Here is a 12,603-nt window from a genome sequence, read left to right as displayed (position 1 = left end):
TGATCCCCAACAAGCCTACCTCAATCTTCTCGAAGTCTTGGAGTAAGGGACTTACTGCCCGTTAAGACGTGATAAAGATATTTTTTAACGAAGGAGCTGGATAAAGTGAGTGAATTCCAACAAAAATTAGAAAAGTATGCAGAACTAGCTGTAAAGGTGGGTGTCAACGTACAGGATGGACAAACACTTGTCGTGAATGCCAATTTAGATGCTGTAGAGTTTGTTCGTTTAGTTGTAAAGAAAGCCTATGAGTCTGGAGCCAATAATGTCGTTGTGAATTGGAACGATGATGTGGCCTCAAGATTGAAATATGATCTAGCACCCGCTGAAGCTTTTCAAGAATACCCTGAATGGCGTGCAAAAGAAACGATTGCTTATGCTGAAAACGGCGCAGCCTTTATGTCGATCATCTCATCAAGTCCCGCTCTATTAAAAGGAGTCGATTCAGAAAGGATTGCGAATTACCAAAAAGTGGCCGGAACAGCTCTTAAGCAATACCGTAAATACATTCAATCCGATAAAGTTAGCTGGACGGTCATTGCTGCTCCATCCCAAGGCTGGGCAGACATGGTCTTCCCAAATGAACCAAAAGAAACACGCGTAGCAAAACTTTGGGATGCCATTTTCACAACAACACGAATTGATTCAGAAGACCCAGTAGAAGCATGGCAAAAGCATGATGAAACACTTCGTGAAAAAGCTAATCACTTAAACGAGAAAAAGTATCAAAGACTTCACTATAAAGCTCCAGGAACGGATCTAACCATCGAGCTTCCTGAAAAACATTTATGGTGTGGTGCCGGAAGCATAAACGAAAAAGGTTTTGCATTCATGGCCAATATGCCTACAGAAGAAGTCTTTACCGTTCCAAACAAAACAGGCGTAAATGGTACCGTTTCAAGCACGAAACCACTAAGCTATGGTGGAAATATCATTGATGAATTTACGCTCACATTTGAAAATGGTCGAATTGTTGACGTAAAGGCAAAAGAAGGCGAAGCCATTTTAAAAAAGCTCGTTGATACGGATGAAGGGTCTCATTATTTAGGAGAAGTAGCACTTGTTCCCTATAACTCTCCTATTTCACAAGCAAACATTTTATTTTTTAATACCTTATTTGACGAAAATGCTTCTAATCATCTGGCTATTGGCAGTGCCTATGCTTTTTGTCTGGAAGGCGGGAAAAACATGTCTGCAGAAGAACTACAAGCACACGGCTTAAATGAAAGCATCACACATGTCGACTTTATGATTGGTTCAGATCAAATGGATATTGATGGGGTTACCCCTGATGGAAAAACAGAACCTGTATTTATAAACGGTGACTGGGCCTTTTAATCTATCCCCCTCCTTCTATCACAATATTGAAAAAATAGTTTGTATATTGCATCACTTAATGATTTATGGGAGGATTAGGTTATATAGAGCTTTGGGGCTCATAAGTTTAACCGGAGGGGTTAGGGAATGATCCAGTTGCATATTATTGTATCTGGAAAAGTACAAAGCGTAGGCTTTCGATACTTTTCACAAATGAAGGCAGTCCAATATGGGGTAACAGGTTGGGCAAAAAATTTAACCGATGGTTCCGTTGAGATAGTGGCTTTAGGGAGCAAGGACCAACTTGACCCTTTTATTGAAGACCTTCGAATAGGGAACCCTTTTTCAAAAATCAATAATATTGAAATAACAGAAAGTGAAATAACCGAGAACCATCATTCGTTTACGATAAAATACTGATCATCAATTAAAGAAGTTTTTATAGACATAATGGCGTATTGACATTTCTAAGTTTATAATTAAAAATTGCCTGTGTGGTTTGTTTCAGTATAAAGATTAGCTGAATACTCACACACAGGCTTTTACTAATTTGCTAATAAGCACTAAGGAGTAGAAATTGATGATATCTGAATTAAAGACTGTTATCTATCCTTTTTTCTATTACCAAGGATATCCCGTACCAAACCTCTTTGCCCGCTCTGCACTGTCTTTTCTTCTTTTTTTACGGATTTGCAATCTTTCTTTTGCACTTTCATTTAATTGCTTCTCTTCTTCTGTTTCAGGAATGACTGTCGGTATTTCACTCGGATGGCCATTTTCATCCAGAGCAACAAAGGTTAAGAAAGAAACAGCACACACATGGCGCTCACTAGAAATCATATTTTCAGAAATGACCCTTACAAACACTTCCATCGATGTTCTACCTGTGTAGGTAACAAAGGCCTCTAAACATACCGAATTTCCTTCAAGAATAGGATAAAGAAAATCCACTGAATCACTTGATGCCGTCACACAAGGCTTTCGAGCATGTCGCATAGCTGAAATGGCGGCGACATCATCAATGTAGGCCATCAGCTTTCCTCCAAACATGGTTCCATGAACATTTGTATCAGGTGGGGAAACTAGACTCGTTTTAATGGCTAGCGACTCACGACAATATTTTGTGTTTTCCATATTTATCTCCCTTTTCAGCAATACTCCTCACTATATTTATCTTCATCATAACAAATTTTTCCGGTATGCAAAATATATGAATGATCCAATCTATTGAAAAAACTGCATCCATCAAAAATAGACACAGTCTTTACATAATCCTTTTTACTTTAGGTCGCAATTGATCTTTTCCTCGTTTCATCCTTGTTTTAATCGTTGACAACGGAAGCTTCGTATCATGACTAATTTCGATTAAAGAACGCTCACCATAATAAAACAAGAGAAGTGGTTCCTGATAGATTTCCGGCAATTCACTAATCATTTCAGTTATTTCATCTCTTGTACATTTATGCAAGAGCATTTCCTCTGGTAATGGAGGAGGATTCGTTTCATCTGTATAGTAGAGTTGAACCTTTTCTTCCCAGAATATTTTCGTTAATTTTTCTTTTCTCCAATAATCACGGCACTTATTTGTAGCGATTTTGAATAACCAACTTCTCAACTTTGCCCCTTCCTTTATAGAAGAAAGACCTAAATAAGCTGAGATCAACACTTCTTGATATAAATCCTCTGCTAATTCTTTATGACGCACTAACGAAAAAAGGTATTTATATAGCATGACTCCGTATTTTTGAACGATCTCTTCAAAATCAATTCTTTCAGTTTTCTCAAAATTGGATTGCCGAATCAGCGAATTCAATTCCTAATCTTCTCCTCTCTTATGAAAACAAGATTGATTACATAAGTGCCTCCCACCTAAAATCCCAACAAATCTTTGAGGAAGAAGACTTCTATCCTAAATGTTAAATTTCTTACTGGATACTCTTATATGACCTTTTTGCAAAAATACCATTCTCATCTAATTAGACGAATATTCTTCCATTCCTTCCTACAGCTCAAATAATTCTCAAGAGTGTTTCACTTGATTAAGTGGAGTCATAAAAATAGAAACACCAATTTTTTTGCAGACCGTCACATAATGCATCAGCATTAATAATACCGCCTCTGCATTGATCCCAATGATGACTCCATCCATTTGAAAGCTACTCTTGGAACCAAGGAAATAAATAATGGCAAACGCAGTGATTGTTGCCCATACCCCGTGGATAAAAGCTTCCTTCATCATTCCAAGCCCAATTAAGTAGGCCTGAAGGGGCATTATAAAAAAACGAAAGAGAAAGCATGGCCATAGAAGCTGTAAATAACGAGCAGCACCTGGTGAATGAAAAAAGGTACTTGTTAATGGCTCGGCCAAAAAATAGCAAATGGCGACTGCAGGAATTCCATAAGCAAAGGTCAACAGCATGACCCGCTTCAATAATTTTTGCAATTTATCTTTATTTCGATCTGCATTTGCCTTTGATATCGTTGGAATCAGCATAATCATAAACGAGTGTGCAATAAAGGTAGGAAAGGAACCAATCACCATCGCAATACCTGCAACCATCCCAAATTGTTCTGTGGCTAGTTCCTTACTAACACCAGCGTAATATAATGCTCCCGTAATAAGAAAAGGCTCTACTGCAGAGGTAACAGCATGAAATACACGTAACGCTGTCGTTGGAAGTGATACTTCCATTAAATTTTTCATGACTACTTTTCCATGAAGCCTTTTGGATGGCTGATTTTTCATATATTGATACTGAATCATAAACACATGGAACAAGTATAAAAACACAATAAGGTCACTACCAATAAGAGTACAAAAAGCAATGAGTACAGCCATTTTTATTTCGAAATCAAATAGTTGAAATAAGTAAACAAGTAGCAGAAGTTGCACTATTTTTCGTAGAAAGTTAGAAAAGGCAATTTTCCCCATCTGTGATCTTCCCATAAAGTAACCTCTAGCAATCGAAGTAAATGAAACAATGGGAATTAAAATCAACACAAGCCATCTAAAAATCGGGTGGTATTGATCAAATACGGGGACAAATGGAAGAATAATTGATACTACTACCATCAATATACAAGTTAAAATAATCGTCCATTTGAGGACATGTTTTAGCATGCTTCGATGAATTCTTTTATCCTTTTCAGCAATAAATTTCGAGATAGAAATAGGCATTTCAAAGCTTGCAAGGAGAACAATCAGAAATACAGTAGGTAAGACGGCCATATACATGCCAAGTCCTTTTTCCCCAAGCTCCCTTGCCAGAACCATATTGGTGACAAACTCTACACATTCACCGACAAAGGCCGCTACAATAAGTAAAAAGGTTCCTTTAAAAAATGAATTCATATACTTCTCCTTTTTTCATCTTCTAAACTAGAAGATTTTCAGATTGCTTTAGATGGTTTGAAAAGTGTAAAGCATCCATGTTCTAGCTATCATTTCTTATCAATCGAAAAAACAAGTATGTTACATCATATGAGACAAGTTCTCCAAATATTTATCCGAACACGCAAAAAAGTGCCTGACACCACAAAAAGACATTTGTCTTTTTGTGGTGTCAGGCACCGATTTTAATTCTCTCTATTCATTAGTCTATTCATTCGTTCCATGAAATCTTCTTGTCGACTTTCACTATGTAAAAAAGAAGGTTCTGTGATTGTGGATAATAAGGTTTGTTTTAATTCTGGATCTTCTATTTCTTGAAGAATGTACTTTCGACTAGTAAATAAAAAATCAACATACTCAGTGTATTCTGAACCATACCGATCTGCAATTTCTTGCTTAATCTTTTTGGCAAGCGTTGGACTCGCACCCGATGTAGAGACGGCGATACTTAGCCTTCCTCGTTTCACAACAGATGGAAGAATGAAGTTGGACTCTTCCGGATGATCGACGAGACTGATTAGTTGATTTGGTTCGGCTGCCTTTTGAACAGAAAGATTGATTTCCGGCTGATTGGTGGCGGCAATAATAAGAAAAGCATCTTGAATATCGCGAGCAGAAAAGGCCTTTTTCTTCCAAGTAATCACTCCTGCTTGAGCATATCCCTTTAATTGGTCAGTGAGTTCAGGACTTATAACCGTAATATCCGCCCTTGCCTCCATCAATCCTACCACTTTTCGCTGAGCTATTTTTCCTCCACCGATGACAACTGCCTTCTTACCATCCAAACGGAGATTAATTGGATAATAGTCCATCATAATCACCTTTCTATCATCCCTTTTTAGGACTATTTAGAATACACTCGATTAACGCTTTCTTTGTGGCTGTTTCTGCTACTTCATCAGGTTGAATCCCATAAAATTGTGCCGCCGTCTCGGTTTGACTTCCCATACAAACGACGTTTATCTCTTGAAGGAATTCAGGTGGGAATAATGTTGCTACAGACTCTTCTTCAAAAAACATCTTGACCGACTGAGCACTCGGAAATACGATTGTATCTGGATTTGAGTCAGAGATCATCCTTTTGATAATCGGTAAGTACTTTTCATCGATTGTATTCATGCTTGTAATAAAAACATCACAATTTGCGTATTGATATTTGTTGACACGGTGATCTCCAACAACAAGTAGCTTATCATTCTGTTCAAGTTGATCGTTTACCTCTGCCATTAGTCCCTTTTCATTTAAAGCAGCGATCGTCTTTTTTGATAATCCGTATAAATCTGCATTAAGATTTCGAATATCGATATTTTCCTTTAGTAATAGTTGGAAAAAGTCTGATACACTTTCTACCGAAGTAAACAATATTTCTTCATACGTATAAAGCTGATTTAACATGTCATAATTCACAGGGACTTTTTCACTTTTCCATTTTGGAAACTCAATCACATCCGCCCCTTGCTCTGTTAAAGCTTGGGATAAACCACTAAGGTGATAACCTGTTCGAGCTAGTAAAATCTCACGACCATATAGTGGTTTTTTTTCAAACCAACTAATCTTCTCCCTTAATGAAACGATATCACCAACAAGTGTAATAGCAGGATTGCTGAACTGCCTGGCTATGACCAAGTCCGCAATGGTTGCAAGTGTACCTTCTAATGTTTTCTGTCTGCTAAACGTTCCCCATTGGATCAAAATAACGGGGGTCTCTGGTGATTTTCCATTTGCAATTAAGTTATCACAAATATAAGGAAGATTGGCTACACCCATATAAAAAGCAATGGTGTCAATTCCAGTTGCAAGGGATTTCCAATCAAGGATAGGCTTGCCTTCCTTTGAATGGCTATGGGCTGTGACAACCGCAAATGTCTCACCGTATTTTCTATGTGTAACAGGAATTCCAGCATAAAGCGGGGCAGCCATTCCCGATGAAATGCCCGGGATCATTTCATACGAGATTTGCTCTTTTGCTAATGCTTCCGCTTCCTCGCCAACCCGACCGAAAACTCCAGGATCGCCGCCCTTTAGTCGAACGACCGTTTTCCCTTCTAATGCTTTTTCTACTAAAAGATCATTAATTCCTTCCTGCCTTAATGTGTGTTTGTCAGGTAGCTTTCCACAATAGATGAATTCACAATCTGCTGAGGCAAAATCGAGTAATTTCGGGTTAGCTAGTCGATCATATAAAAGGATCTCAGCCTGCTTAATAGCTTCCAATCCTTTTACCGTAATTAGTCCAATATCTCCAGGTCCTGCTCCAACTAAATACACTTTTCCTTTACTCATATATAGTCATCCTTCCAAATCTAATAATCAAACGGTGCCTGACACCACAAAAAGACAAATGTCTTTTTGTGGTGTCAGGCACTACTCTTTTTTTACATTATACAGTTGGATCGATTCCTATTCTACAAGTGAATGTTTAAATGCATAAATGACGGCTTGCGTACGATCCTGTACTTGTAGCTTGCTAAGTATATTACTAACATGTGTTTTAACCGTTTTTAAAGCAATAAAAAGCTCGTCAGCAATTTCTTGATTGCTTTTTCCCTCTGTCATAAGGAGAAGAATCTCCATTTCTCTCGTTGTCAAATCTTCGTGCAACTCAACCTTCGTTTTTTGCCGCATTTTCAACATCATTTTACCAGTCACTTCTGGTTCCAAAATCGATTGACCATGAAAAGTCGATCGTACAGCATCTGCAATTTCACTGGCTTTAGATGTTTTTAGCATATAACTTGTCGCACCGGCTTCAAGAGCTGGATATACTTTCTCATCATCTAAAAAGCTTGTCACAATAATGACCTTTGCTTCAGGCCAACTTGCAATAATTTGTCGCGTTGCTTCAATACCGTCCATTTCCTTCATGACTAAATCCATTAAAATAATATCTGGCCGAAGAGAAAGTGCCAAATCAATCGCCATTTTTCCATTGTCTGCTTCACCGACCACTTCCATATCAGGCTGTGCTGTCAAATAAGCAGAAACTCCAATTCTTACCATTTCATGATCATCAACAAATAATATTTTAATCATCTTTCTCACCTTCACTCATTACGGGAATTTTCACTTCAAGTCGGGTACCCTTATTTTTCAGAGAAACTATTTTTACATTGCCGCCAATTTCAACGGCTCGTTCATACATATTATGTAAGCCATATGAACCGGCTTTATTTTCCTCAACATCAAACCCCGTTCCATCATCTGTCACTCTTAAAATAATAAAACCATCTCTTCTAATCAACAGGACTTCTAGAAGACTTGCTTTTGCATGGCGAAGCGTATTCGAAACAGATTCTTGTAAAATACGGAACAAGTGATCTTCAATCCCTTTTTCAACTGAAAATGCTTCTACTTTCCATTTAATGTTCAGTGTAACCTTCTGTGAAAGTTCGACTAGTAATTCTTCTGTTCCTTCCTGCAACGATTTTCCCCTTAAAGCAACAGGACGTAAATGAAGAAGTAGAGCACGCATTTCAAGCTGTGATTGGTGAATCATTTCTTCAACCATTTTCAATTGTTTCGTTTCTCTATCATCTTCTGAAAGTGGCTTTGCTTCATTAATCGCTGACATGAGCATAGAAGCACCAAATAGTTGTTGACTAACTGAATCGTGGAGCTCACGTGCAAGACGATTACGTTCTTGAGAAATAATCTCCTGCATTCGGTTTTCTTGATCTTCCGCTGCTTCTGTCGCTAGCCGTTGTGATAGTTTTGCCTGCTCGGTGATTTGTTTTTGAATTTTACTAACTCTATTTGAAATCGTCTGGAGTTCATTAAGAGAAGCAGGATCCATTTCTAATGAGCGACCTTCCTCTATCTCATGGAGCCAACGATCAACCGATTGAAGTTGTTTTCGCCAGTAATGGCCTGAAATAAAACCAAACAGAATCCCAATGACGATACTGACGCTCGGAAAAAATAAAATAAACGGGATATCTAATACATCCCTTCTCCAAAGCTCACTCCAGTTTACAGGTGGAAAGACGGCAAAAGTTCCACTGACAACCGTGATAAACACTATAAAAGACATACAGGCGCCTATGAGAATTTGTCGGATTAGGATGCTCATATCCGTTTCACCTCAAGATCACCAATCATCATCGAAGTGAAAATTTTTACCTTTTGATTTGTCTGTTCATAATCGGCTGTTTCTACTTTAATTAAGCGATTGATTAAAGCAGATTCATAAAAGTCTAAAATTTTAGCTGAGCCAAAGAAGACGGAATGATGGACACTTACTTCCACATCGTAAGGAATCAGGATCGTTATTTTGCCCATCACATTTCGAATAAAGATGATCGTTTCATCTTTTGGCAGAACCGTATAGCTTAAATCGATTACCGTATCTCCTACCCCAGTCTGAATGTTTACGTCATTCCATTCATACACATGATCCGGTGTTTGTTGCGTTCCAAACAAACGATTTTGAACAAAGAATTGTTCTTTTATGATCGTTTCACTTCTTTTTTCAAAATCGATTTGTTCTTTTATGATCGGAGTTATTGTATTCGCTTCCTGCTTCTTGTTTGCATATTGAAAAATAAGAACGCAAAGGAGAGCAATCAGAAAAAATTTGACTACCAGCATGTTCATCACATTCACAAATAAGAAAAAAAGTCCTGCCCAAAAGAGGAGTTTTCCTGTTGTTTTTGGCATTCGTTTTCTTCCTAAGTAAACCATTCCTATTGCCACAATAAGAGAGAAAATGAGTCCACGGTTAAAAAAGAACACGTCTAATAATAAAAAGAATGCACCAATTAAAACAATCCAGCTAAGATAGTCACTTTTTAATTTTTGAAACAAACCGTATTCCTCCCTTCTTATCGTAATAGGAATCCCCCAATAACATCATTCTTATTTAACTAAAAAGGCGTAAGTGTTTACGCCTTTTTTAGAATAACAGTTTCCCTTATGAAATTGAACTTGTTTCTTCTTTTTTTATGTTTACTGATTGATCTTGTTTTTCTAATTGGGCGATTCTAGAATCGATTGTATTACGGTAATATGAACTGTTTACTTGCTGTTCAAGACGATCAAGATACGATTCAATTTCTTGAAAACGAGAGGTGGATTGATTGGAGTATGTTGGATTATCAAGAACTTGATTCATCTTATGCTGGGCACGAGTAACATTTTCACGACCCATTAATTCTAGGCGGCGAATATTCATATCCTTTAGCTTATGCTTCATTTCTTCATATTTTTGTTCTAAATCTGTCAGCTGTTCATTTGATTGTGTCATGAGCTCTTTTAAACGAGAGACTCTTTCTTCATACTGTTGCTGTTCATTAAGTGCAAATTGGTGAAGTTCCATTTCTCCCGCTTGAGAAGCAACCTCTGCTTGATGTTTCCGTTTGGCGGCTAATTCTACCGCTTGTTGATATTCACGTATAAACTCATCTTTCAAATGATATTGTCTTTCTACAAGCTTACGCACCTTTTCGGTTTCCTGTTCACATTCACGTAAATATTGATTGAGAAGAGCAATCGGGTTCTTTTGTTCTTTTTGATCAAGTACCCCATGTAAATCTGCTAATACTGTGTCTTTTATTCTAGAAAATAAGTTTGCCATTTATTTTTCTCTCCTTTTTATTATGATCTGTTAACGATGATTGTTGATAAATGGCCTTTGGTGTAGGTGGGCATTTGTTTTATTCCGTAAATAACTTAATGCCGTCGTATACCAAAGGCTTATAAAGCAGCAACACTATTGTTTAATAAAACCTTTATGATAGATATCTTTTATTCGTTTTCGATTAATAGTTTTTTAATTGTGACCACTGCTTTTCGAAATTCACAAATGGATCATTTTCTTTTTCTGTTATAACTGTCTTTGGCTTATTCCAATTTTTATAAATAACATATAAAACGTAAGCAGCAGCAATTCCTAGAACAGCGGGTATATTTGAGGCAGATGCCATTAAGGCGACAAATCCGATGAAACCCCACCCGATTTTCATTAATAGGGAATCCGTCTTTAAGAAACGTTTGACGACAAAGTAGAGAATCGCAAGACTAATCACCAACCCTACCATTGGCGCTAGATTATGCAGTAACACAATTGCTGCGATGCCTCCTATTAAAAGCAACCCCAATTTTTTCATGTTTTGTTGCCTCCTTTCTTGATTTCATCTTACCTTTTCTGTAGGTTTTCTATAACGAACTCGAAGCGTATTTTGGAGTAGGACTTGAGACTGAGAAAGGATACGCGTATTTAACAGGTAATACCTTAGCATTAAGTAGGCTTACTTTTGAAGGATCACCTTACTATTGCAATAGGAAATGAATAGCCTAAATTGAGAAATGAATGAGGAAAATAGTAAGTTTGTCCATGTCAAATCGGAACCATATACCATACCTTATTTAGTAACCATCATTTTTTAGGAGGAAAATAGTTGAATAGTGGGTTTTCTTGTCTCTCTGAATCTTTGGACAAGTCTCAAAGAACAAAATCAAGCAAAAATAATCAAGTGACTACATTTGATGACTATGAATTAACAGTAAAAAACAGGAAAAATCGAGACATAGTGATAAGCATTATTATGCCATCTTATAATAAGTATGAATATGTATCATTATCACTTTATTGCTTATTAAAACAAAATTTTAATTATTCAAAATTTGAGGTTATTTTAATTGATGATTGTTCTAATGATAAAACGCGGCTTATACCAATGGAATTTGATCCACCCTTTAAATTTAAATATATACGTTTATTTAAAAACCAAGGTAGATCACGTGCACGTAACATAGGAATCATCCATGCAGAAGGAGAAATAGTCATTTTCTTGGATGGAGAAATGCTTACAGAACCTGACTTTATAGAAAATCATTATTCACACCATATTGGTAAAGAGGGTATGGTCGTATGTGGTGCTTTCCACTATAGAGGTATTTATACCTTTCTCACTTCAAAATTCAATACTCAGCAATGGCAACATATCGATAGTTTTGTTACTAGCAACCCCTATTATTCATTTCACTATAAAGAATTTAAACGAAACTACCAAGATACTGAAATTCTATTTCCACTCATTACTCACGATGACATAGATAACAAACTCTATGACAGTTTGTCTTTCCCCAATTGGTATTTTACCAAAGAATTAAACAGCGGAATAAAAGATTTTGGCATAGAATTAAATCATTTCACTCTACCTTATATCGCCTTTTTAACTGGGGACGTTTCTGTAAGTAGAAAGCTGTTAGATAAAGTAGGATATTTTGATGAGTCTTTTCTAGGATATGGAGCAGAGGATTGGGAACTAGGCTATCGTTTATATAAAAGTGGAGCACGTTTTATATTGGATCCCTTAACTTTCTGCTATCACCAAGAGCATCCAACATCCCCCAATAACTTTCCAGAAGCCGTCGGTAATTTATATAAATTCATGAAAAAACATCCAAATTTTGATGTCCTTGCTTTAGCATTAGAACATCAACCAGCTCTTAATTTCACTCAAATTCATTTTGTGGTTTCCGATTATAATAAATTATGTGACAAGTATCCAGGGAAATATAAACAGTTTAAACAAGTATTTGAAACGATGCTTTTTAAATTAGTCGAGAATTTGAGGGATAGTAAGCCGGTCATAAACCTTCATGAGTGTGACACTTCAATGATTCCAAAGATTATGGAGCAACTAAATGAAATAAAGACTCATCAATTTTATGCGCTGGCTAATACTTTTGAAGACCTTTTTTCGTTATAAATATTAAATTCAAACTATATTTGAGACATAATGATAATCAAATAACCTTTTTTTAACCAAAAGGAACTGTCCCAAAAGCAAAGGTGTCAGACATCACAATACAAGATCTAGTATCAATCGGTTGAACATGATTCTAGATGAAGGTAATTTTGTGGATGTCAGACACCTTATGGGACAAGCCTT

13 protein-coding genes are annotated in these 12,603 nt (G+C 36.8%); 3 read left to right on the top strand and 10 right to left on the bottom strand.

The window, feature by feature from the left end; translation table 11 throughout:
- Positions 1–105: 105 nt before the first annotated feature.
- The gene (locus tag JMM81_RS09585; RefSeq protein WP_256241350.1) at positions 106–1,338 is read left to right on the top strand and encodes an aminopeptidase; all 1,233 of its coding nucleotides are present in this window, start codon (positions 106–108) and stop codon (positions 1,336–1,338) included.
- A 126-nt stretch (positions 1,339–1,464) separates the two neighbouring features.
- Positions 1,465–1,737: an acylphosphatase gene (locus JMM81_RS09580; protein ID WP_256241349.1), complete on the top strand. Its 273-nt coding sequence runs from the start codon at positions 1,465–1,467 to the stop codon at positions 1,735–1,737.
- A 201-nt stretch (positions 1,738–1,938) separates the two neighbouring features.
- Here JMM81_RS09580 and JMM81_RS09575 read toward each other — a convergent pair whose 3' ends face one another.
- From JMM81_RS09575 to JMM81_RS09530, 10 genes are all read right to left on the bottom strand, one after another.
- Entirely contained in the window at positions 1,939–2,451 is a 513-nt protein-coding gene (locus JMM81_RS09575) for an acyl-CoA thioesterase (protein WP_256241348.1), read from the bottom strand.
- 130 nt (positions 2,452–2,581) lie between these two features.
- Positions 2,582–3,130 carry an RNA polymerase sigma factor gene (locus tag JMM81_RS09570; RefSeq protein WP_256241347.1) on the bottom strand — a complete coding sequence of 183 codons (549 nt, stop codon included), beginning with the start codon at positions 3,128–3,130 and terminating at the stop codon, positions 2,582–2,584.
- Between the two features lie 207 nt (positions 3,131–3,337).
- On the bottom strand, positions 3,338–4,669 hold the full coding sequence (locus tag JMM81_RS09565; RefSeq protein ID WP_256241346.1) for an oligosaccharide flippase family protein: 1,332 nt from the start codon (positions 4,667–4,669) through the stop codon (positions 3,338–3,340).
- A gap of 224 nt (positions 4,670–4,893) precedes the next feature.
- Entirely contained in the window at positions 4,894–5,523 is a 630-nt protein-coding gene (locus JMM81_RS09560) for an NAD(P)-binding protein (RefSeq protein WP_256241457.1), read from the bottom strand.
- Between the two features lie 13 nt (positions 5,524–5,536).
- A complete protein-coding gene (gene cobA, locus JMM81_RS09555; RefSeq protein WP_256241345.1) occupies positions 5,537–6,991 on the bottom strand; it encodes a uroporphyrinogen-III C-methyltransferase in 1,455 nt (484 codons plus the stop codon).
- Positions 6,992–7,108: 117 nt separating this feature from the next.
- Complete coding sequence (locus JMM81_RS09550) at positions 7,109–7,741, bottom strand: response regulator transcription factor (protein WP_256241344.1); 633 nt, start codon at positions 7,739–7,741, stop codon at positions 7,109–7,111.
- Complete coding sequence (locus JMM81_RS09545; RefSeq protein WP_256241343.1) at positions 7,734–8,777, bottom strand: sensor histidine kinase; 1,044 nt, start codon at positions 8,775–8,777, stop codon at positions 7,734–7,736. The genes JMM81_RS09550 and JMM81_RS09545 overlap by 8 nt, the downstream gene beginning before the upstream one ends.
- Positions 8,774–9,511, bottom strand: coding sequence for a cell wall-active antibiotics response protein LiaF (gene liaF, locus JMM81_RS09540; RefSeq protein WP_256241342.1), 738 nt, complete (start codon positions 9,509–9,511; stop codon positions 8,774–8,776). The genes JMM81_RS09545 and liaF overlap by 4 nt, the downstream gene beginning before the upstream one ends.
- A gap of 106 nt (positions 9,512–9,617) precedes the next feature.
- On the bottom strand, positions 9,618–10,280 hold the full coding sequence (locus JMM81_RS09535; protein WP_256241341.1) for a PspA/IM30 family protein: 663 nt from the start codon (positions 10,278–10,280) through the stop codon (positions 9,618–9,620).
- Positions 10,281–10,464: 184 nt separating this feature from the next.
- The gene (locus tag JMM81_RS09530) at positions 10,465–10,812 is read right to left on the bottom strand and encodes a lmo0954 family membrane protein (RefSeq protein ID WP_256241340.1); all 348 of its coding nucleotides are present in this window, start codon (positions 10,810–10,812) and stop codon (positions 10,465–10,467) included.
- A gap of 291 nt (positions 10,813–11,103) precedes the next feature.
- Between JMM81_RS09530 and JMM81_RS09525 the strand changes: the two genes are divergently transcribed.
- On the top strand, positions 11,104–12,420 hold the full coding sequence (locus JMM81_RS09525) for a glycosyltransferase family 2 protein (RefSeq protein ID WP_256241339.1): 1,317 nt from the start codon (positions 11,104–11,106) through the stop codon (positions 12,418–12,420).
- The last annotated feature ends 183 nt before the right edge of the window (positions 12,421–12,603 follow it).

This window comes from Bacillus sp. V3B, assembly GCF_024494465.1.
Taxonomy (GTDB): Bacteria; Bacillota; Bacilli; order Bacillales; family Cytobacillaceae; genus Bacillus_BD.
Note: the sequence above shows the minus strand (reverse complement) of the source record. Positions and strands in the feature narration are given on the sequence as shown.

Coding starts and splice junctions, on each gene's coding strand:
- JMM81_RS09580 (WP_256241349.1), top strand. CDS start 1,465: ATGATCCAGTTGCATATTATTGTATCTGGAAAAGTACAAAGCGTAGGC.
- JMM81_RS09575 (WP_256241348.1), bottom strand. CDS start 2,451: ATGGAAAACACAAAATATTGTCGTGAGTCGCTAGCCATTAAAACGAGT.
- JMM81_RS09565 (WP_256241346.1), bottom strand. CDS start 4,669: ATGAATTCATTTTTTAAAGGAACCTTTTTACTTATTGTAGCGGCCTTT.
- JMM81_RS09560 (WP_256241457.1), bottom strand. CDS start 5,523: ATGATGGACTATTATCCAATTAATCTCCGTTTGGATGGTAAGAAGGCA.
- cobA (WP_256241345.1), bottom strand. CDS start 6,991: ATGAGTAAAGGAAAAGTGTATTTAGTTGGAGCAGGACCTGGAGATATT.
- JMM81_RS09550 (WP_256241344.1), bottom strand. CDS start 7,741: ATGATTAAAATATTATTTGTTGATGATCATGAAATGGTAAGAATTGGA.
- JMM81_RS09545 (WP_256241343.1), bottom strand. CDS start 8,777: ATGAGCATCCTAATCCGACAAATTCTCATAGGCGCCTGTATGTCTTTT.
- JMM81_RS09535 (WP_256241341.1), bottom strand. CDS start 10,280: ATGGCAAACTTATTTTCTAGAATAAAAGACACAGTATTAGCAGATTTA.
- JMM81_RS09530 (WP_256241340.1), bottom strand. CDS start 10,812: ATGAAAAAATTGGGGTTGCTTTTAATAGGAGGCATCGCAGCAATTGTG.